17 protein-coding genes and 1 tRNA gene are annotated in these 20,983 nt (G+C 40.6%); 11 read left to right on the top strand and 7 right to left on the bottom strand.

Annotated elements, in window-relative coordinates; all coding sequences use genetic code 11:
• Positions 1–51: 51 nt before the first annotated feature.
• Positions 52–492 carry a hypothetical protein gene (locus ACYQ2C_RS03115; protein ID WP_460102139.1) on the top strand — a complete coding sequence of 147 codons (441 nt, stop codon included), beginning with the start codon at positions 52–54 and terminating at the stop codon, positions 490–492.
• A gap of 154 nt (positions 493–646) precedes the next feature.
• Here ACYQ2C_RS03115 and ACYQ2C_RS03110 read toward each other — a convergent pair whose 3' ends face one another.
• The gene (locus tag ACYQ2C_RS03110) at positions 647–1,255 is read right to left on the bottom strand and encodes a glutathione S-transferase family protein (RefSeq protein ID WP_460102141.1); all 609 of its coding nucleotides are present in this window, start codon (positions 1,253–1,255) and stop codon (positions 647–649) included.
• 108 nt (positions 1,256–1,363) lie between these two features.
• Positions 1,364–3,193 carry a CRTAC1 family protein gene (locus ACYQ2C_RS03105; RefSeq protein ID WP_460102143.1) on the bottom strand — a complete coding sequence of 610 codons (1,830 nt, stop codon included), beginning with the start codon at positions 3,191–3,193 and terminating at the stop codon, positions 1,364–1,366.
• Between the two features lie 846 nt (positions 3,194–4,039).
• On the opposite strand from ACYQ2C_RS03105, the gene ACYQ2C_RS03100 reads away from it, so the two are divergent.
• The 7 genes from ACYQ2C_RS03100 to ACYQ2C_RS03070 all read left to right on the top strand — a co-directional run bounded on the left by ACYQ2C_RS03100 (position 4,040) and on the right by ACYQ2C_RS03070 (position 12,410).
• Positions 4,040–5,611: an anthranilate synthase component 1 gene (locus ACYQ2C_RS03100; RefSeq protein ID WP_460102145.1), complete on the top strand. Its 1,572-nt coding sequence runs from the start codon at positions 4,040–4,042 to the stop codon at positions 5,609–5,611.
• Complete coding sequence (locus ACYQ2C_RS03095) at positions 5,608–6,225, top strand: aminodeoxychorismate/anthranilate synthase component II (protein ID WP_460102147.1); 618 nt, start codon at positions 5,608–5,610, stop codon at positions 6,223–6,225. Before ACYQ2C_RS03100 ends, ACYQ2C_RS03095 begins: the two co-directional genes overlap by 4 nt.
• A complete protein-coding gene (locus ACYQ2C_RS03090) occupies positions 6,194–7,267 on the top strand; it encodes a hypothetical protein (RefSeq protein ID WP_460102149.1) in 1,074 nt (357 codons plus the stop codon). Before ACYQ2C_RS03095 ends, ACYQ2C_RS03090 begins: the two co-directional genes overlap by 32 nt.
• A 101-nt stretch (positions 7,268–7,368) precedes the next feature.
• Entirely contained in the window at positions 7,369–8,169 is an 801-nt protein-coding gene (gene trpC / locus ACYQ2C_RS03085; protein WP_460102152.1) for an indole-3-glycerol phosphate synthase TrpC, read from the top strand.
• Entirely contained in the window at positions 8,169–9,365 is a 1,197-nt protein-coding gene (gene trpB, locus ACYQ2C_RS03080) for a tryptophan synthase subunit beta (RefSeq protein WP_460102154.1), read from the top strand. Before trpC ends, trpB begins: the two co-directional genes overlap by 1 nt.
• The gene (trpA, locus tag ACYQ2C_RS03075; protein WP_460102157.1) at positions 9,358–10,167 is read left to right on the top strand and encodes a tryptophan synthase subunit alpha; all 810 of its coding nucleotides are present in this window, start codon (positions 9,358–9,360) and stop codon (positions 10,165–10,167) included. Before trpB ends, trpA begins: the two co-directional genes overlap by 8 nt.
• A gap of 362 nt (positions 10,168–10,529) precedes the next feature.
• The gene (locus ACYQ2C_RS03070; protein ID WP_460102160.1) at positions 10,530–12,410 is read left to right on the top strand and encodes a DNA recombination protein RmuC; all 1,881 of its coding nucleotides are present in this window, start codon (positions 10,530–10,532) and stop codon (positions 12,408–12,410) included.
• A gap of 95 nt (positions 12,411–12,505) precedes the next feature.
• Here the strand turns inward: ACYQ2C_RS03070 and ACYQ2C_RS03065 are convergent, their stop codons facing one another.
• A complete protein-coding gene (locus tag ACYQ2C_RS03065) occupies positions 12,506–13,105 on the bottom strand; it encodes an endonuclease dU (protein WP_460102162.1) in 600 nt (199 codons plus the stop codon).
• A 377-nt stretch (positions 13,106–13,482) separates the two neighbouring features.
• Here ACYQ2C_RS03065 and ACYQ2C_RS03060 point away from each other — a divergent pair, with 377 nt between their 5' ends.
• Complete coding sequence (locus ACYQ2C_RS03060) at positions 13,483–14,037, top strand: TMEM165/GDT1 family protein (protein ID WP_460102164.1); 555 nt, start codon at positions 13,483–13,485, stop codon at positions 14,035–14,037.
• 129 nt (positions 14,038–14,166) lie between these two features.
• Here ACYQ2C_RS03060 and ACYQ2C_RS03055 read toward each other — a convergent pair whose 3' ends face one another.
• Positions 14,167–14,580, bottom strand: a complete 414-nt coding sequence (locus tag ACYQ2C_RS03055) for a hypothetical protein (RefSeq protein ID WP_460102166.1) — start codon at positions 14,578–14,580, stop codon at positions 14,167–14,169.
• Positions 14,581–14,880: 300 nt separating this feature from the next.
• On the opposite strand from ACYQ2C_RS03055, the gene ACYQ2C_RS03050 reads away from it, so the two are divergent.
• Positions 14,881–15,636 (top strand): AHH domain-containing protein, encoded by a 756-nt coding sequence (locus tag ACYQ2C_RS03050; RefSeq protein WP_460050005.1) that lies wholly within the window; start codon positions 14,881–14,883, stop codon positions 15,634–15,636.
• Between the two features lie 4 nt (positions 15,637–15,640).
• Complete coding sequence (locus ACYQ2C_RS03045; RefSeq protein WP_460050007.1) at positions 15,641–16,258, top strand: hypothetical protein; 618 nt, start codon at positions 15,641–15,643, stop codon at positions 16,256–16,258.
• A gap of 215 nt (positions 16,259–16,473) precedes the next feature.
• Here ACYQ2C_RS03045 and ACYQ2C_RS03040 read toward each other — a convergent pair whose 3' ends face one another.
• The 3 genes from ACYQ2C_RS03040 to rpoD form a co-directional block, all read right to left on the bottom strand.
• The gene (locus tag ACYQ2C_RS03040; protein ID WP_460050009.1) at positions 16,474–18,585 is read right to left on the bottom strand and encodes an AAA family ATPase; all 2,112 of its coding nucleotides are present in this window, start codon (positions 18,583–18,585) and stop codon (positions 16,474–16,476) included.
• 249 nt (positions 18,586–18,834) lie between these two features.
• Positions 18,835–18,911 (bottom strand) — tRNA-Ile (locus ACYQ2C_RS03035).
• Between the two features lie 145 nt (positions 18,912–19,056).
• Entirely contained in the window at positions 19,057–20,931 is a 1,875-nt protein-coding gene (gene rpoD / locus ACYQ2C_RS03030) for an RNA polymerase sigma factor RpoD (protein WP_460102169.1), read from the bottom strand.
• Positions 20,932–20,983: the final 52 nt, after the last annotated feature.

The following is a 20,983-nucleotide window of genomic DNA, read 5'->3' as shown; positions in this document are numbered from 1 at the left end:
TTACAACCCAAACTCATCTTCACTAGATTTTAAACATAACCAGGATAAAAAATGAAAATCATCATTGCATTATTATTCATCTTCTCAGCTCAAATAAGTTTTGCTCAAGAGTCGTATTTACTGATCGAAAACAATAGCAAAAGGTTTGACGGTTCACCTAGTTACTTAGTTCTCATTGATGAATTGGGAGCCGACAAGGGTGAAGTGGTAGACACTGTGCAACTAATTATTAACTCAATTTCTCAGAAAATAGGATCGAAAAAATTTTCTGCACGAATATTTGATAACAAAGAAGCTCTAAATATCTATTCATCGGGAGACTGGGCAGAAGATAAAAAAGATTTAATCTCCGTACATCTATTAGCAACTTACACCGGAGAGTTATCCACCAACTGGTCAAAATATACTGTCAATTATTTTCCTTCAGCATTTTCCGACCATCCCATTGTTGGCAAATATGTATCAACATCACTCTATGAACCTAAATTCTAAAAACAGCAGAACTAAAACACTTACCAATCAAAGCGATATTAAGCCATTTCTACAAAAGCAGTAATTTTCCAGAATATGAAGATTTACTGTAGATATACCTTTAAAAAGGTAGGACGTATCGACGAAAAGATAAAACCGGCTTGCGCCGGTTTTGTTACATTTTAGGTGGTAGTGATTTTTGAAAGCCTTGAATATCAAAAATACGACGGTACCACTCTTCTGTTTTTCCGGTTGGTTTTACTTCTGCAAAACCCAGATGGAAAAGGTTTGAGGCAACAGATAGATCTGCGATGGTTGGACGATTACCGACCAAGTAATCGGAGTTAGACAAAGCGCCTTCTAGAATACTGAGTAATTCAGGAAGATTTTTTTCGCCGCGCTCAATGGCCTGTTGATCACCATTGGGTGCAAAAAACACTTTGTTTAATACGATATCGGTAACGGTTGGCGCCAATCGAGTTTGGTTCCAGTCTAACCATTGGTCTACTTTTGCTCGAAGTTTAGCGTCGGTTGGGTACCATTGGGTAAGATTATGCTCGTTGCAAATAAAACGCAAAATAGCATTTGATTCAGTCAGTCTAAAATCGCCGTCTTCTAAAATAGGAATTTGGTGATTGGGGTTAATTTTTAGAAATTCCGGTGACATATGTTCGCCTTCCATCATTGCCACACTTCTAATTTCATAAGGAATGCCCGCTTCTTCTAGCAAAGAAACTACGCGACGACCGTGTTGTGAATATGGAAAATGATAAAGTTTGTACATAATTTACTCCTCAGCAGTTAACATCATAAATACGTACATAAATGCACGTATTTATATAAATTTATTTACAACAATTAAAAATATCTTAAATTTCTGTAACCAATACTTTTATCGACAAAGCAGGCTTATGGCTTGTTGATAATTACTAAATTTTTCTAATTTGGCTTCCGATATAGGCTTGTCACAACCTTCAACTACGGTAATTCTTTGATTCGCTTTCACACGTTTTACCAACTGTATTTTACCGTTCGGCCAAGTAATTTTTAACGCTGCTCGCTTGGTATCTGCCAAACCAAAATGTAATAAGCGCTCATTGGCTGAATACACACTGGTTCCACCAACGACTTGTTGATATTGCGTAGGTAAGGTTGATTTTTTATTGAGAGTAACAAGTTCTACTTTTGCGCCAACAGCATTTAGGTTATTGCCATTTTGACCAATTAACCGCAGCTGCAACCAATTGTTGCTTGATGTGCTAGTGTTTACAAATAAATGGCCAATACCAGTTCCGGGAATAGCATCCGTTAAATTACCGACCGGATATTGCGGCGTATTCACCACATAAAAATCCATTTTTCCGTCTTTGTTCACATCGGCTTTTGCAGTACCACGTGCATCTAACCATGCGCCATTGGCATCAACATTGGCAGCACCCGACGCCTCAGAGACATCAATAAAAGTTCCGTCACCTTGGTTAAGGAACAACCGTCCGGGGCCTGCGCCATTAGGGCCATCACCAATAACTCCAACCGGAGCAAGGTTTTGCGCTAAATAAATATCTTGCCAGCCATCGTTGTTAATATCGGTAAAAAAAGTACCCCAAGAGAATTCCGTAGGAATTTTCACTCCGGCCTCTTCGCCAACATCGGTAAAGGTACCGTCACCGTTATTTCTAAATAAGGTTGGCCAAGGAATGTCCCAGGTTTCTGGCGGTGGCACAAATATTTCTGGCCGACTAGGATCGCGTGTTACCCACAAATCACTGATGTTTGACGCATAAAGATCTTGAAGGCCGTCGTTGTTGTAATCACCAACGGAAAGTCCCATCCAAGCACCGTAATTATGTAGGTCACCGGTATTTTCAATTTGCGTAAAATGGCCCAAACCATCATTACTGAATATTGAAATAGGCCCTTGTTCGTGACCCAAAATAATGTCTGTATCGCCGTCGTTATCGAAATCGAAATTTGCGATCGACCACGTTAAAAAGTCTTCACCAATACCGGCCTGCTCGGTTACGTCGGTAAAGGTTAAGTCGCCATTATTGCGATAAAGATGACTGCGCACGGTTGGATTGGTGCGATTAGCTTGGCGGTCGAACACGTCAAAATCGATAAATCGGCCAACTACAATATCGAGAAATCCGTCGTTATCGATATCGACAAAACCTACAGACGTACTGGTGTCGGATTCCGCAATACCCGACTGAGCATAAACATCGCGAAAGGTACCATCTCCATTGTTGATATAAAGCGCATCTGGGCCGTTAGCCTGCGCTACACCGTCGCCTAGCACCGACATAGATGCAACGTAAAGATCGTCAAAGCCGTCGTTGTTCACATCACCAACGGCAACACCGGTAGTAAAACCAAGGCTATCAACACCTGCTGCTGCCGCTACATCAACGTAACGGCCATTGCCCAAATTTTTATATAACGCATTGGGTTTGCCAAAACCATTAGATACGTAAATATCAATCCAAGTGTCGTTATCAAAATCGATAAATCCCATGCCCGGCATAAATGATGATCCAGACATCTCAAAATTAGGTGCGAAACGCTCGCGTATATCTTCAAAAGCAAGAGATTCTATCGATGGTGCTGCAACACTACTTAGCGACATTAACGGTGTCGCTAAAATCCCTACTGCAATTAAGTTTTTATTAGATTTATTTTTTTGATGGTTGTTATGATTATATTTGAAGAGGCTATGAAGCATGATCTACTCCCATATTGAGCAATAATTTTTATTCTGTAGTCGATGAAAAGTACCGAATGTGCAAAAACTCATCTTTTTATCTCCGTTACTTCTCACACGACCTATTTATGTATCTGCCCGGACACTGATTTAGACCCAACCATAAACCAACCTGTGACAAAAATTTTTTATGTCACACACTAAAAGCACCCTCAGTCTAAAAAGAAGACGCAAAATCCAAGTTACTTTGATTTTTGAGCAAAGAGCGACCAACCATTAATAACGTGCTACTAATGTTTACACCAACTGGTAGAGCGGTTAGTTAGAGGCTTCTATATCCATTAGGGGCCCTAGAAGATCCATTAGAGGCCCTAGAAGATCCATTCGAGGCCCAAGAAGAAATTATTACTTGATGTACAAATTAATAATGATACGCAGTGATAAGCTAAAAAATTAACATTAATAAAAGCTTTCTATAACAGTTTATAGAAAACTCTGATTAACCCAGAGCTTCCCGAGACAATGACATGTATCGCTAGTTTCAGGAGCTGTAAGTGGTTGAAATTGTATAGAGATTGGAAATTATACTTTTAATTCCTGACTTCTGAATTATTCACGGATGAGTTAACCAAAAGTTTCTATAGCCACTACAAAAATAAATGTTTATCGGAAACTCTGATTAACCTAGAGTTTCTCGCGACACAAGGATGTGTCGCCAATTTCAAGAACGGTAAGTGATTGAAATTGTGAAGAAATTGGAAATCACATTTTCAATTTCTGTACTCTGATTAAATCATGGATGAGTTAATCAGAGGTTCCTATCGATAAACACATATAAATTAATACAGACAAATAAAGGTATTCGACATGTTTGATATAAACCGGTTGTCGAGTAAAAAATTAACGGCCCGAGCAATCGAAAGGACCGGTTATTATCAAGAACAACCACTTGATGTGTTTCAAACGCTTGTAGAAGATAATCAAGAATCTGTACTGCTTGAATCGGCAGATGTCACCAGTAAAGATCGGCTTAAAAGCATACTCATTATAGATGCGGCACTAAAAATAACTTGCAACGACCTAACTATCAGCGTCGTAAGCCTGTCGAACAACGGCGACAATTTATTAAAATCTTTGTGTGATTACTTGGTTGATTACCTAAGTGAAGCCACTGAAAAAACCGCACGGTTTGAGTTTACTCGCGCAGACGCAAATTTAGATGAAGAAAAACGCCTGCTGCACAAAACAGTTTTTGAACCACTTCGATTTTTTTTAAACGCCATAACTATCGAAGATGGCGAAGAACCCATAATGGTCGCAGGTGTATTTGCTTACGATTTAATTGGTAATATTGAGCGTTTACCACAGGTAGACACTGATTTTAATGATTGCCCGGATTACATTTTTTATGTCAGTGAAACTCAAATTATTATCGATCACCAGCATAAAACCACTAAAATAATATCGCATATTTTTCCAAACAATGGACACATCGAAAATAATGCCACTGTTGATAATCGCAATCTTTATATCCAAGAGATTTGTCAGCAAGACATTCACTATAACCGAAGCATTAAATCTATCGATTGCGTAGAAGAGAGCAATGTTTCAGACCCAGACTTTAGCGACACGGTTAAGCGCTTAAAAGACAATATTATTGCTGGCGATGTATTTCAGGTGGTTCCATCAAGAGCATTTTATGTACCTTGTTATAACACGTTTAATGCTTACTACATGTTAAAAATCACCAATCCCAGCCCCTACATGTTTTATCTCAAAACCAGTGATTTTGTCTTGTTCGGCGCCTCTCCCGAAAGCGCTTTAAAATACCAAGCATCAAACCGAGTTATAGAGGTTTACCCAATTGCAGGAACACGACCCCGCGGTAAAACCCAAAGTGGCGAATTAAATTCTGATTTAGACAGCCGCATTGAATTAGAACTTAGACAAGATAATAAAGAACTCGCCGAACACATGATGCTGGTGGATTTGGCCCGCAACGACGTAGCCAGAATTAGCGAACCTGGCACACGCTGTGTACCTGAATTACTCAAGGTCGATCGCTATTCTCATGTGATGCATCTGGTAAGCCGAGTCACCGGCACTTTAAATTTAGATCTCGATACACTTCACGCTTACCAAGCCTGCATGAATATGGGCACCTTAGTAGGCGCGCCAAAAATACGCGCCGCAGAACTTATTCGCATTGTAGAAAATAAACGTCGTGGCAGCTACGGCGGTGCTGTTGGTTATTTTGATAGCAACGGTAACATGGATACTTGCATCGTAATTCGCAGCGCCTTTGTTAAAAACAACATTGCCTGTATTCAAGCAGGCGCGGGCGTTGTGTTTGACTCCGACCCACAGTCTGAAACGGATGAAACGCGACACAAAGCGCAAGCTGTTATCAATGCCATAAAAACTGGAGGCGGTGTATGAAAATTATTTTATTGGATAATTTCGATTCATTTACCTACAACCTGGTCGCACAATTACAATTGATGAATCACGACGTCACTGTATTTCGTAATAATGTGCCAGCAACGAAAATAGCCGAACATTTATTGGATGAACCTGAAAAACGCCTACTGATGCTAAGCCCCGGCCCAGGTAACCCGACAACCGCCGGCTGTATGTCGGAGCTAATTAATTTGGTGGTTGGCAAGGTACCAATTATTGGTATTTGTTTAGGTCATCAAGCATTGGTGCAACATTTTGGCGGTTTAGTTGAACGTGCACCCATGGTGGTACATGGCAAGGCCTGCGATATCTATCACAGCTTTCATCCTATATTCTCAGGCTTATCGTCCACCATAAAGGTGGCCAGATATCATAGCTTAGTTGCCACGGCGATTCCCCCCGATTTAGATATTATCGCGGTTTCTCAAGATTCATTAGTGATGGCCATTGCGAACGAATCCAAGAAAGTGGTTGGATTTCAATTTCACCCAGAATCGATCTTAACTATCTACGGGCAAAAACTGCTTGAAAATACCGTTAATTATTTAACTTTGGAGCAACATGAATCCTCAATGGCTCAAGTTGCTGTTTGAAGACCATTTAAATATAAGTGCCAGTGAATCCCACGAGATACTACACGGTGTTTTTAATGGCGAGATTGATCCTCACGAATTAGCAATTATGCTCGTCGCCAATAAAATTACTGGACAAACAGAACCAGAATTTGCTGCAAACATAAAACAGTGGCTATCTCAACAAAACTACAATGCTAGCTTTCAAGATGTTAAACATCCCATTGTAGAAGTTACTGTTTTCGAACATAACAATAAAACCATTAACATTACGTTAACGGCAAGTTTGGTGGCCGCCTATTTAGGCGCCTATATTTTTATTCGTGATTATACAGTAAATCAACACAGTTACATTGGCCAGCAATTGCACAAGGGCTTTTTAGAAAACCGCTTAACTGAAAATTCTGTATTTAATTATGCTCTTAGTAGTCTAAACCAATTCAAGTTTGGGTACATACATTCAAACTCTCTACACGAACGGCACAATAGACGCGAGAAATCGGTCTTAACTAAGGGGCATAAAAAGGTTTACAAACAAAAAATTGTCAATCACGCAAGCAAACATCAAAACTATATCGAAGGAATTTTCTCAATACTGGATAATCCGCTACGGGCAAACGTATATTTTATTTGTATAGACAATCCTAATTTAATTAAACCTATTGCCGAGTGCTTTTCCACCTTTTCTATAGAGCGAGCGTTCATTGTCTATAGTCCCGGTGTTTCAGGTTTTTCACTGCATGCCGCGACCAAAATAACCGAAATTAATCAAAAAAAAGTGGTGCAGCACAATCTAACACCAAGCTCGGTCAATTTATCGGTAAAACCTTGGAGCGCCATTATTTGTAACAAACCCAAAAATATAGTGCTCACCGAAAAAGCAGTTTTAAACGGAAGTGCAGATCTAACATTTAAACAAATAGTTGCCGCTAACGCCGGGTTATTATTAGTAGCCGCCAAAGTTTTTAAAACGCTGCCTCAAGCTACACGTGCGGCGCTCGACGTCATTAACAACGGTGAGCCGGAACTGTTCTTAAGACAACTCGTTGGAGCCTACGATTAGATTTATTCGTTTTTACAACAAGAATCTCTAGCAACTGAGGCTTAGTTACTGATTAGTTTTGAACGCGGTAAAATCATTAACTTTTAGTTTTTGGAAAAATTATGAACGGTAAAAACACGTTATTAAAAATTGTATTTTCAAAACGAGAACACGTAAAACAGCTAAAATCGAGCTATGGATTTATAGATCCAAAACCTAAAAGGCTGTCTTTTAAAATTTTTGACGCCCTCAAAAAACCCAACCCTACTTTTATTTTGGAGTGTAAAAAGGCAAGCCCTTCAAAAGGTATTATTCGCCAACACTTTCACCTACCGGATATCATTAACATATACAACAAACACGCCGGTGTAATCTCTGTATTAACCGACGAAGAATATTTCCACGGCAGCTTTCACAATTTAGCCGCGGCAAGATCGTTAACACGCTTACCTATTTTGTGCAAAGATTTCATCATCGATGAATATCAAATAAAACTGGCCGCGCTTCTAGGCGCGGATGCGATTCTGCTGATGCTTTCAATTTTATCGGATGATCAATATCGGCGTTTGCATGCCCTAGCCGATCAATTAGGTTTGGAGATCATTACAGAAATCAGTAATTTCGACGAATTAGAACGTGCAAAAATACTGAAACCCAAAATTGTCGGCATAAACAATCGTGATTTAAGAACACTGCAAACTGATATCAATAAAACCGTCGAACTTTCCCAACATATAGATCATCGCAGCGCCATAATTTCTGAATCAGGCATTACGGATTATCAAGATATTTGCAAGCTAAGCGCCCACGCTAATGGCTTTCTTATTGGCAGTCATTTGATGATGCAACCAGACTTAGAAAACGCCTGCGATAATTTATTGTATGGAACCTATCCAATTTCTCAACACGGGGCTTTGCGTTAATGTTACCTCTGATAAACCCTTATTTTGGCGACTACGGCGGTATGTTTGTACCGCAAATTTTAATGCCGGTACTGCTTGATTTAGAACAGGCCTTTATAGAAGCCGTAGAAGACCCAGCATTTAATCAAGAACTTAGCACCCTATTAAGTGAATATGCCGGTAGACCAACGCCATTAACCTTGTGTAAAAACCTAGCGGAAAATACACCCGCAAAAATTTATCTAAAGCGCGAAGATCTATTGCATGGCGGCGCTCACAAAACCAATCAAGTATTGGCGCAGGCCCTACTCGCCAAACGCATGGGTAAAACATCTATTATTGCTGAAACTGGTGCTGGTCAACACGGTGTTGCTACGGCACTCGCCTGCGCGTTATTAAATTTAAAGTGCCGCGTTCATATGGGCGCAAAAGACATAGAACGACAAAGCCCCAATGTTTTTCGCATGAAATTAATGGATGCAGAAATCATTCCCGTAACCAGCGGATCAGCCACCTTAAAAGACGCCTGCAACAGTGCCTTTAGAGATTGGATAGGTTCCTACGAAGATTCACACTATTTATTAGGCACCGCGGCCGGGCCACATCCCTACCCCACCATTGTGCGCGAATTCCAGCGAATTATTGGTAAAGAGGCCCGCCAACAAATTATCAAACAGGCGGGACGACTGCCAGACCAAGTTATTGCCTGTGTGGGTGGAGGTTCAAACGCAATTGGCATATTTGCCGATTTTTTAGCGGATAAATCCGTACAATTAATTGGCGTTGAACCGGCTGGATTAGGTGTAGATACTAATCATCACGGTGCTGCCATTATGAAAGGTTCTACCGGTATTATGTTCGGCATGAAAGCACCGGTTTTGCAAAATTCCGACGGACAAATTCTTGAATCTTATTCGGTTTCTGCCGGTTTGGATTTTCCCTCCATCGGCCCGGAACACGCCTATCTTCGCGACATTAAACGCGCAGAGTACGTAAGTGCTACCGACAAAGAAGCCATCGCAGCCTTTCAACTATTGGCCGAAAAAGAAGGTATTATTCCAGCACTGGAATCTTCTCATGCACTTGCTTATGCGCTAAAGGTCGCGAAAAAATGTACCACTGATACGATAATAATCGTGAACATTTCCGGCCGCGGCGACAAGGATATTTTTACGGTACAAAAAATTCTCGAATCTGGGAGTATTCAACATGCGTAATCGCTACGATGAGGTTTTCCAGCGTTTAAAACATAATAACGAACTCGCATTTGTGCCTTTTGTAACGCTAGGTGATCCAAACTATGAAACCTCGTTACACATTATTCAGGCATTAATTGATGAAGGCTGCGATGCGCTAGAATTGGGAATTCCGTTCTCAGACCCTCTAGCCGACGGCCCGGTTATACAACAGGCAAATCTTCGCGCACTTAAACATCACATCAATACGCAACAATGTTTTCACATCATTGAAAGCATTCGCGCCTTAAACCCAAACATTGCAATTGGCCTATTGGTGTATGCGAACCTTGTTTTTAAAACCGGGCTAGATCAATTCTACCAGATGGCAAAAAGCTCCGGCGTGGACTCTATTTTAGTAGCCGATGTACCTATTCACGAGGCAGAACCCTATTTAAACAGCGCCAATAAACATCACATTGCGCCGGTATTTATGATTCCACCTAACATTGATTTGACCAGCTTAGAAAAAATTGCCGGTCAACAATGTGCGTACTTTTATTTAATGTCGCGCCCCGGAGTCACCGGCGCCGAACTCGCTGCAACCATGCCTAAGCAGGAGTTTATCGAAAAAATTAAATCCATCACCAAAACGCCTTTGTTGTTGGGTTTTGGCGTAAGCACGCCCGCGCAAATTTTGCAGGCAAAACAGGCTCAACTAGACGGTGTTATCAGTGGCTCTTCGGTGATTAAATACATTGATGTATTTCAATCGAAAGCCGAAATTATCGAATCGATTAGCTATTATGTTCGACAAATGAAACAAGCAACTCGCCAAAACTGATTTAATAATCCCTGGTTTAATGTTGTATTATAAGCTCGATTAAATCAGGGATGAGTTAATCAGAGCCTCCTATACGTGAGGCGAAATGTTTATAAATCCACATGTTATTTAATTCCTAATCCAAAAACCTCTCCACATAACCCGTCCAGCTCTCTAACGTCTTTCAATTCCTCGGCAAAAGACGTTTCATTAAACGCAACCTTTAACCGATTATGAATCGCTCCTTCAAAAGGCTACAATGTCTGCATTGATACGCCTTGTAGGCTTGGCAGCGTCGATAAGAAGTTAGTCGAAATTCAGCTTGAAATAACCCCAAATGCGCTCAACAATGCGCTTTTATGTAAGAAAACTGTGGAGTTAGTATGGAAACCCTAGCCGGGAGCCCAAATGTGTATTTTTTTGCGATAACCGTGTTGTTATTGCTGACTTGCGCATGGTTATTAATCGTACTGTTAAAACAATCGAAGAAGCTCGCCAGCGCGGTAAGTGATTACGAACAAAGTAACCGTCAGTTGATGTTACTCACCGAACAACACCAAGCACGGGAACAAGAATTACGTGCAGCGCAGCAAGAACTGCAAGGCTTAAAAATTACCGAAGGCCAACTGCAAGAACGCTTAAATGCCGCCAAATTTGTTGAGCAACAACTTAGCACTGAACGCGCAAACCTAAACGATAAAATCACTCAATACGAAGCGCAACTTGCCCAGTGGCAACAAAATCACCACAACACCGAAAAACAACTTCAAACCAGTTTAGCCGAAAAAAAATCTGTTGAAGCACAAGTCGTTGAGCTACAACAACGTCACAATGAAACCTTAAAAGATCAACGCGAAGCCAGAGACGTTATTAATCAATTAAAAGATGCCTTAGCGACCGAGGGTAAAAAATTACGCGCCATTGAGAGTCGCGAAGAAGAAATTAGTAAACAAATCACTGAATATAAAAATGCAGTACTGCAAGCACAAGAAAAATACGACGCTCTTTTAGGCAAGTACCAACACTTGCAAAGCCAGTACGATAAATTAGCAACGGAGCAAAACGAACGCGAAGCTAGCCATAAACGCGAACTAGAGAATTTTGAGAAACAAAAAAATAGTCTAGCGGAGCAATTTAAACTGTTATCTAACGAGATTTTGGATGCTAAGACCAAGGCCTTACAAGAAAACAGCAAAATTTCGCTACACGCGGTAATGAATCCATTTCAGCAATCGATTGATAGCTTTAAAAAAGAAGTTCAAGAAATTCATCACCGAGATTCAGAACAGCAAGGTTTATTACGCAAAGAGCTGCAACAACTTAAAGAATTAAACCAAAAAATCACCACAGAAGCACACGAGCTTTCTACCGCATTACGGGGCCAAAAAAAACTACAAGGCAACTGGGGTGAACTGGTATTAGAAAACGTGCTGGATCGCAGTGGTTTGCAACTGGGTAAAGATTACCAACACGAAGTGAGCATTAAAACCGAAGAAGGTAAGCGCAGACCCGACGTTATTGTGTATTTACCACAAGATAAACATTTAATTATTGACGCCAAAGTGTCGTTAAACGCCTACACACGTTTTGTAAATGCCGAAGACGATTTAGAACGCACACAAGCGTTAAAAGAACATGTTCAAGCCGTGGCTGATCGCATAAAAGAATTAGCTGACCGCGACTATTACAAATTACCAGGTTTAAACTCACCAGAAATGGTATTTATGTTTATACCCATAGAATCGGCATTTGTTGAGGCGCTAAAATCCGACGAAACACTGTTCCAACAAGCCATTGAAAACAACGTACTGGTCGCCACACCAACAACGCTATTAACAAGCTTAAATATTGTGCGCCAACTGTGGCGTTACGAAGATCAAAATAAACACACCGCAGCGCTTGCCAACAAGGCAGAAGGTGTCTTTAAAAAGCTTAATACATTTTTAGCTAGCTTTGAGAAAATTAAAAAAGGCATAGACACCGCCGCCGAAGCTTATGGTAAAGCAGAAAACCAGTTAATTAGCGGTAAAGGGAACTTAGTAAAACAGGTTGGTGAATTCAAAAATTTAGCGCCCGCCATTAAAGCGGAACTACCCAGTTATTTTGTTGAAAAAGCCGAACTAGAAGTAGACTTTATCGCTGCCGACGAATCGCTCGAAGAAACCAAAGACAATAAAAAACCATTAACCATTGAAAATCCTAAGGTAAATGCACCAGCTTCGAAAAGCTCTAACAATCAAGATATGTTTGGCGAAGAGCAGTAGCCGAACTTGTCTTAGGAATTCCTGAATAATTCATCAGCCTCGGACTGGCCTATTTAATGTCTAGTTAGAGGCTGCCAATTTTTTCTTCGCAATAATTAAGCACGTTTACCGCTTTGACCGGTTTTTACGGCCGAGCCTATCAAATGAGCCAAGCGCAGGGCTTCTGGCACGTTACCGGTATGGGTTAGCTTTATAAGTGCTCTTGCGGCAGTGTCGCTGCTGCAACCTGCACATTGAAAATAAAAGGCGTCGTGTTGATAAATTTCACCTGCCTTTAAAACCAATTCGTAACGGCTTGTATAATCATCAAAGTTTTTTAAAGCGTCATTAATGGCCGTTAAATTGGGCATTTTTCGCATAACAGCAATGCAAGGTAAATTAAGCGCGATGCTTAATTTAGGTAAATCGATAATATTAAAACCATCAAAAGCAATACCATCGGTTAGCACTAGGTGTAGCTGCGAATAAAATTTACTATTGGTGAGTAATTCAATTAACACCTCGGTTGCATTAGTACCGTCTTTTTCTAATTCTCCCCATAACATACCTTCAAAACGTGTATTCGAACAAATAATTCCCGAAAGATTAACTACAGAACCTCGCGCTTTTTGAAAGGGAGCATCGTCAAAACCGACCACACGCAGTTGTTTTTCTTTGTGTAAAGCTTTTTGTAAAGCTTCTTCTAATTTATACACACCATACCTTTGTAATTTCAATTCGTTCTGAGCTTTCCTGAGGAGCTTCTGATTTTACCATCAAATTTGCCAGATCTTATTTTGCGCAATTTCGTAATAAAATAAACGCCTAACTTGCAATTCGGCTCAAGTTTTATAAAATGGCGTCCTCCTTGGGGGAGTAGTCTTCTCGTAGTTAGGGTTAATCACATAAAGTGATACCGGTGTTTTTGATACCAAACCCACAGCAGAGAGAGGCAGTCAACATACTTGAGCCCACAATGGCTTATGGCTGCATCGTGCCCATACCGGCATTGACAAGACCTAAGGTAAGTAACGACTCCATTGGTGGGAGGTCGTTGTTTACCTTATGTTTTTGTATCCCACCGGAGCTTTTTATGGACGCCTTTCTAATCTCCAGCACCACCGTGGCACTGGCCGAAATCGGTGATAAAACCCAACTCCTCTCGCTGTTTTTAGCTGCTAAGTTTCGCAACAAGTGGGCAATCATTCTTGGTATATTAGTCGCGACACTACTAAACCACGGCGTTTCTGCTTGGTTTGGCGATTTTATCGCTCAATACTTGCAAAGTAATATAGGCCAGTGGCTGGTTGCCGGTAGCTTTATCGCATTGGGTTTGTGGTTATTGGTGCCCGATAAAGACGACAGCGAAGATTCTGCCATGCAAAAATACGGCGCCTTTGTGGCCTCAACCGTATTATTCTTTTTGGCCGAAATTGGTGATAAAACCCAAATTGCTACCGTATTGCTTGGTGCACAATTCGAATCCGTATTGTGGGTGACCATGGGTACAACCCTTGGCATGCTACTCGCCAACGTACCGGTAGTATTTGCAGGCGAATATCTAATGCAACGCATTCCACTTAAAATTACCCGCTTTGTTGCCAGCGCCGTATTTATTATTGTGGGTGTTGTGTACGCGTTTGTTTAATCAAAGAATGTTTAACCAAGAACTTTTTAAACAAAAAATCGTTGAATAATAATTTAATCGAGTTCTTTTATTACAGATAAACGGAATTTACTAAGCACATGGACGTGCACTTCATAAATTTAAACCGATTTAATTATTTGATCTTAATAACCGATAAGCCTTGCTAAGCATTAAGGCATCGTCTTTGGCACGGTGCAAATTAAACTCTTTGGCTTCAACAAACTGTTGCCGATAACTCTCAAAACTAAGCTTTTCTTGTTCACTCATTAATTCATACACGGAGTGAACATAAAACGATTTGGTTTTACCTACAGCGGAATACAAAATATTAATCCAATCATCATCCCACTGCGGTGCGTCGCTATAAACCACAAATTCGTCGGCTAAAAATGCATTAATTTCATCAACCACAATACCTGCGTCAATACCCTCTTGCAGTAGCGTTTCGCGTTTAATTCCGTGAAGACTTTCTGCTTGTACACTCCAATACGTCCAATTCGATTCGGGTTTTATTAACCAAGATTTATTTATACCCCCTTTCACCAGTGCGACTTAAATGGGATAAGAATCAAAATTCAAACCGCTCGCTTCTATATCTAAAAATACATAATCTTCCAGTTTAAGCCTCCTAAATTATATTTAGCCTACCGACCTTTCAGTTTTACACGGTAAATTTCAAATAAAAGTTATTACAGATAACTTCCAATATAATTAAAAATATACAGTGCAAATTATTTTACATTCGCCATTCTCACGATTCCATTAACCGATAATTAGTTCACACTTTTACTGGAAAATATTTGTGACATTACCGGATTACCGATAATTGATGGAGCAATTGAAATGACAAGCTTTCAACCTAGGCAGGTACTGAATCATATTATTCAACAATTTTTAAAAAAAGCTCAAAATATCAAACCTGAAGATTCTAAAAACATATCCATCTTGTACAACCATATTAAATTGATCGCCAAATTAGAAGATCGAATTGCAAATCAAAGTTTAAAAAAGTTCCGAGCGCAAGCTGGTCAAATGTCAACTCGTGAATTATCATCCGAAAAAGGTAAACCAAGTAAACTTCGTAATAATTTAAATAAAGTAGGTATTCCTGTACCAGATGGATGCCACGCTCATCACATAGTGCCATGGAAAGAAGTCCTGGCTTATCCAGCAAGACTGGTTTTAGCAATGCATAAAATACGAATTGATGATGAAATAAATGGAGTAGCGTTACCATCTAGTAAAGTTGCGCTCGACAACAATGCCGTTGCAAAATCTCATACTATGCGCGCACCACATCTGAATCTCGGCAAAGAAGCCTATATCAATGGCTGGATTAATAGAAAAATCAACCCCAACAATACACCGACAGAAGAGTCTTTGAAACTTCAGTTGCGTATAATACAATTTAGATTTGAGACCTGTGCTCACCCAAAATTCATTTTTAAAAATTCCGAAACGTTTAAGAACATGGACGCTCAAGCGGTTATTGATCTGGACGACAAAGGAATCGAAGCAATAGAATACGATGACGACGGTAATAAAACCGCCCAGTTTTTAGCAGCTAACCCTCAATTTAGTGCTAACAAAAAAGGTTAAAACAATGTTGTATGAGGTTCAACTAGATTACTCGAATTATCTTCAACCCTCTCCCCACAAAATAATGGATGAGTATTGTGACGAGCCTTATATCTTTCAACAAGTACTCTACTTGTGTGATCCCGGCCCTAAAAAATACGTTGGCGATTGGAAGAAAGTTAAAATTCAGTTAGAACCGGAAGGTAGTAATCTGTTACAAGCTGACATCTCTGGCCTAATGGGCAAGTTATTCTTTAGTGATAAAGCACTGGAACGCTTAAAGAAAAGTTCTACTCTAAAAGCATTTTTTGAAGATTCAGCATCAGGTGAACTTATTGAGGTATTTTACGAACACAATAACCAATTAAAAACTGGGTTTTTCTTTAATCCATTGGTTACTGTTGAATCGAAAGGAGTTACGGTCGATAGTTTGGAAGATGAATACGCGAACATTTTATCTGTTTCACCACGAGCCGAGCACTTTTCGGAATTATTGTTTAAAACCGAAGAAAATCTAACTGCCGTTTACTGTACTGAAACATTTAAGGCTGCAATCGAAGAAGCAAAACTAACGGGTTTGATCTTTAAACCTGTAGAAAGTCAAACATCAACGGTCTCGATTATAAACGCTCCTGAAAATTAAAAATTAATAAGAAAAATACAACTCTTGGTTTCGGATAATAAGTGCAATTTTCTTGAAAAGAGGCCAGCTGGTATAGTCGGCCATTACTGTCGATGGATGAATAACTAGCCTCAAATTGACATAGAAAAATACGTGATATTTTTCTATGTCTAAGAGTAATTCAAGCCTAACTTAACACGGTTTGTTGGAAACAAGATGAGTAAATTCAGAGACATCTAATCGAGAATCTCTTCTATCATCTTATCACACGCATTAATTACGTATTGAGGGATAAGATCGTATTTAGTCGGATCAAGCTGGCAAATATATTCATTTTCGATATGGTAAGTCTCATTGATAAATTTTTTAATCACAGAGTTATTAGCTTTTTTTCCCATTAAAATACGGCAAAGCTGAAGCTTCTCATATCCATTTTCACAACTGAAATACAAACTCTTAATCTGGGCGGTATTTAGCAATCTTTCTAAAAGCGCGTCGTATTCGAAGCCGTCAATAAACCTATTAATCTCACTTCTTCCTGCTTCTAAAGCATTGTCGCTCATCAGAGGGTACTCTCCTTCTTCGTTCGCTGGCTCTCGATAATCCCGCGGCTCTGTCCTTTTATGGAATAGGTTTGATAGCACCTGATATGCGTCCCCTTTGTCGTCAAGAATTTCAAAGCGTCTGCGTAGATATATTAATTTGGTTATTTCGCTACAGTCTGTACTAAGAATTCCCGTGCAAATCTGGGCAAATGTTTTGATATCTTCTTCTTTAATTTGTTGCTCGGTTATATTTCCATCTTGAAGGCGTAGGTATGATGCGAATACTTGACCCTTAAATTGCTTTTTAACTGCTTTTACAGTGTCGATAATTGGTTCAACATCGTGTGTCAGCAATAAAACTGTTTTGTTTTTAAGGCAATGCTCTGGTTTTCGTTTGAATAGCATTTCCAAAATTGCATATTTTTTGTTCTTGTCAAAAGATGAGATTGGATCGTCGAGTATGATCAAATTTGGTTTCTTGGATAAACACTCGTACATGAACAATACGATAGAAAAAGCGTTACGCTCTCCGAAGCTTAAGTGCTGAGTACCACCGCTTATGTGTATAGAGTGATCCACATGCTTAAGCTTTAGCTGCGACTGCTCTCCTTCTCCAATGATTTCAACTATATATTTGTAGCCTGCATTTATTAGGAAGCTATTTATATCCGTCTGATGTTTTTCGATTAGTTGAGTGATCTTTCTTCGCTGAATATTTATCTTACCTTGCAGTGGGCCAGCCTGAAGTACAAGGTCGTCGATCGATTGGTTAATTCTGTCGGTTGCTTCTCTCGTTTTTTCGGAATTGAGTGTGTCAAAGAACTGAAGGTCTATCTTATAGGTTGGTAGTTTCGCACCAACATTTTCCCCTTCTTGAAAGTGGAAGCTTGACAGTGCTCTTGTTCTTTCTAGTTTTTCGATTAGATCGTCTATTTGAGATTTGATGTTCACTATGAAAGTTTCGTGTTCTTTCTCGATACCGTCTTTTAGTGAAGAGATAATGTCTAGCTTATTCCGCGTATCTTCTGAGAAGAATTCGCCTAGGTCTTGAATGATACTAATGATCTTGACTAGATTGTTAATTAAGTTTTTATTGTATTCCTTGCCTACCTTTTCAATTTGTTCTTTTTTTTCAGTGGCGTCAGACGAGCAAAAAGGGCAGCTATTTGATAACTCTGAGAACTCTTTGTGCCCCTTGGTTTGCCAATCTATCCAGCTGACACTTTTTTTGCTTTGAATGAATGGCTGGTAAACTTCTAAACTAGCTGGAATATGCTCGATCTTATTTCCACTGGACAAACCTTTCATACCGCTGGAGGCTTTAGATAGGCCGCCATTTGCGGTAACTTTGAATGCATCACTCAGAGCTTTTAAGTTTTTTATTAGCTTTTCAAGGTCAGGATTATTGGTGAATTGTTCTTGGATATTTCGAACAAGTTGATTGATTTCTTGCTCGGTTGCTTTGTAATTGTCATCCCTGATTAGAATGTCGAAGCTCTTATCGAGAAGTTCATCTGGTTTGAATGTGAATTGGTTGACATACGCCTCATTAAAACACATTGTTGCGCCGATGCCTTCTATGCCAGTAACAGTGGGCTGATTGCCGTCAGGATTACTTTCTCTGTATTTGAATGGCATTAGCTCATTTAGAGAGTCTTTGCTATCCATTTGACTAAGTCGAATTGCATTTGCAAGCGTACTTTTTCCTGTGCCATTAGGAGCAAATTTGATGTTTAGCTTATTGTTGCCTATTGAAATTGTTGCCAAGTCAATGTTGTTGCAGTGTTTGATACAAACTTCCATTTCGCCTTCCTTTAACTCCCTTTGTTTATTTTATCGTTTTTAGCTTTAATGGAGCCCTATTTGGCCTTTCACATCAAAGCGGGGAAAATATCAAAGCTATTCGGGTAATGTAACCTAGGATTTTATGTAGATCTTTTGGAGAAGCAGTTACTAGGACAGCCGAAAAAACAGAAATATGAGGCTTTGAAATACAAAAGAGGGTTTCAGAAATGGTTATGTTTTCTAACACTTTTATTTAGAAGGTTAAAATGGTGGGCCTGCTCGGACTTGAACCGAGGACCTAACGATTATGAGTCGTGTGCTCTAACCAGCTGAGCTACAGGCCCATTTAAACCTTCTTGGTTTTTGCGAGTTGTTGGTTAGGCCAACAATGCAAAAAATTTTGAAGTGACAGCCGAGGCTGTTTTGAAATGCGGGCGCCATTATAGGGCGCCCAAAGCTTGGTTTCCAGCTTTTTTAATACGATGTTGTTTATTCGTCCAAAAAGCTGCGAAGGTGGTCTGAACGTGATGGATGACGTAGCTTGCGCAGGGCTTTTGCTTCGATTTGTCGAATACGCTCACGGGTTACGTCAAACTGTTTGCCCACTTCTTCTAGGGTGTGGTCGGTGTTCATGTCGATACCAAAACGCATGCGCAGTACTTTGGCTTCGCGGGCGGTTAGGCCTGCAAGTACTTCGCGGGTGGCTTCGGTTAGGCCTTGGCCGGTGGCGGTATCAACCGGTGAATGCACTGTGGTGTCTTCAATAAAGTCGCCCAAGTGCGAATCTTCGTCATCACCAATGGGCGTCTCCATGGAGATTGGCTCTTTGGCAATTTTTAGCACTTTGCGAATTTTATCTTCTGGCATGTCCATGCGTTCGCCAAGTTCTTCTGGCGTTGGTTCACGACCCATTTCTTGCAGCATTTGCCGTGAAATACGGTTTAGCTTGTTAATGGTTTCGATCATGTGCACCGGAATACGAATGGTACGTGCTTGGTCGGCAATAGAACGCGTAATTGCCTGACGAATCCACCATGTGGCGTAGGTTGAGAACTTGTAACCACGACGGTATTCGAACTTATCTACCGCTTTCATCAAGCCGATGTTGCCTTCTTGAATAAGATCTAAGAATTGCAAACCACGGTTGGTGTATTTTTTCGCGATAGAAATCACCAAACGCAAGTTGGCTTCAACCATTTCTTTTTTGGCGCGACGTGCACGTGCTTCGCCAATCGACATGCGACGGTTGATTTCTTTAATGGCACTTAGGTCGAGGCCGGTTTCTTCTTCAATTTGTAGCAATTTACGCTGGGCGCGCATGATATCGACTTGCACAGCGCGTAGGTTTTCTGAGTAGGCGCGACCTTTACCAATAATGCTTGGTATCCAGGTTTCGTCTTGCTCGTTGCCTGGGAATTCTTTGATGAAGTCTTTGCGTGGCATTTTGGCCTTGCGCACACACAACGTCATGATGTTGCGTTCTTCTTGGCGAACACGCTCTAGAACACTGCGAACATAGTTGTATTGTGGCTCGAACTGACGAGGCGCAAGCTTGAAGAATTTGAAGATTTCACCCAATGCTTCGAGTTCGGCTTCAACTTCTTTGCTTTCACGGCCATGAGCTGCCAAAGCAGTGTCAGCTTTAATCAATTGCTCGCGCAGTAACGAGAAGCGTTGTTTAGCTTCTTCGGGATCTACGCCGCCTTGAGTTTCATCGTCGTCATCCGTTGAAGGAGATTCTTCTTCATCATCGTCGCTGTCTACGTCCGCCGTTGTTGTTGTGGTTTCGGCTTCTTCGTCGTCATCGACGTTACTCGGAACGATTTCAGCAGCAGGAACGTCTTCGGCGGGATCTAACCAGCCAGAAACAACATCAACCAAACGACGCTCTTCTTTTTCTACTAGATCGTATTCTTCAACGACTTTTTGTACTGCACCGGGCCAAAACGCCAAGGCATGCATTAACTCACGCACACCTTCTTCAATGCGTTTGGCGATAGCGATTTCGCCTTCACGAGTGAGCAGCTCTACGGTGCCCATTTCGCGCATGTACATACGTACTGGGTCGGTGGTGCGACCAGCTTCAGTTTCTACGGCCGCAAGTGCAGCGGCAGCTTCAGCAGCAGCGATTTCATCGGTAGAGGAGTCGTTTTCAGACATGATCAACTGATCGGCATCGGGCGCTGTTTCAAACACCTGAATACCCATGTCGTTAATCATTTGGATAATTTCTTCGACCTGATCTGGATCGGAGATATCGTCTGGCAAGTGATCACTTACTTCTGCGTAGGTCAGGAAACCTTGCTCTCGTCCGCGCGTGATCAGTTCTTTAATTCGGGACTGTTGCTGGGCGTTATCGGTCATTATTAACCTTATTTAAAACCAGTAGAAACGAAGAGCGTTAAACGCTCAATTA

The organism is Sessilibacter sp. MAH3 (assembly GCF_054658275.1).
The sequence above is the reverse complement of the archived record's forward strand: the minus strand, read 5'-3'. Positions and strand labels throughout refer to the sequence as shown.

Bases quoted from the DNA above. Each gene is read 5' to 3' on its own strand.
- ACYQ2C_RS03115 (WP_460102139.1), top strand. From the start codon at position 52: ATGAAAATCATCATTGCATTATTATTCATCTTCTCAGCTCAAATAAGT.
- ACYQ2C_RS03110 (WP_460102141.1), bottom strand. From the start codon at position 1,255: ATGTACAAACTTTATCATTTTCCATATTCACAACACGGTCGTCGCGTA.
- ACYQ2C_RS03105 (WP_460102143.1), bottom strand. From the start codon at position 3,193: ATGCTTCATAGCCTCTTCAAATATAATCATAACAACCATCAAAAAAAT.
- ACYQ2C_RS03100 (WP_460102145.1), top strand. From the start codon at position 4,040: ATGTTTGATATAAACCGGTTGTCGAGTAAAAAATTAACGGCCCGAGCA.
- ACYQ2C_RS03095 (WP_460102147.1), top strand. From the start codon at position 5,608: ATGAAAATTATTTTATTGGATAATTTCGATTCATTTACCTACAACCTG.
- ACYQ2C_RS03090 (WP_460102149.1), top strand. From the start codon at position 6,194: ATGAATCCTCAATGGCTCAAGTTGCTGTTTGAAGACCATTTAAATATA.
- trpC (WP_460102152.1), top strand. From the start codon at position 7,369: ATGAACGGTAAAAACACGTTATTAAAAATTGTATTTTCAAAACGAGAA.
- trpB (WP_460102154.1), top strand. From the start codon at position 8,169: ATGTTACCTCTGATAAACCCTTATTTTGGCGACTACGGCGGTATGTTT.
- trpA (WP_460102157.1), top strand. From the start codon at position 9,358: ATGCGTAATCGCTACGATGAGGTTTTCCAGCGTTTAAAACATAATAAC.
- ACYQ2C_RS03070 (WP_460102160.1), top strand. From the start codon at position 10,530: ATGGAAACCCTAGCCGGGAGCCCAAATGTGTATTTTTTTGCGATAACC.
- ACYQ2C_RS03060 (WP_460102164.1), top strand. From the start codon at position 13,483: ATGGACGCCTTTCTAATCTCCAGCACCACCGTGGCACTGGCCGAAATC.
- ACYQ2C_RS03050 (WP_460050005.1), top strand. From the start codon at position 14,881: ATGACAAGCTTTCAACCTAGGCAGGTACTGAATCATATTATTCAACAA.
- ACYQ2C_RS03045 (WP_460050007.1), top strand. From the start codon at position 15,641: ATGTTGTATGAGGTTCAACTAGATTACTCGAATTATCTTCAACCCTCT.
- ACYQ2C_RS03040 (WP_460050009.1), bottom strand. From the start codon at position 18,585: ATGGAAGTTTGTATCAAACACTGCAACAACATTGACTTGGCAACAATT.
- rpoD (WP_460102169.1), bottom strand. From the start codon at position 20,931: ATGACCGATAACGCCCAGCAACAGTCCCGAATTAAAGAACTGATCACG.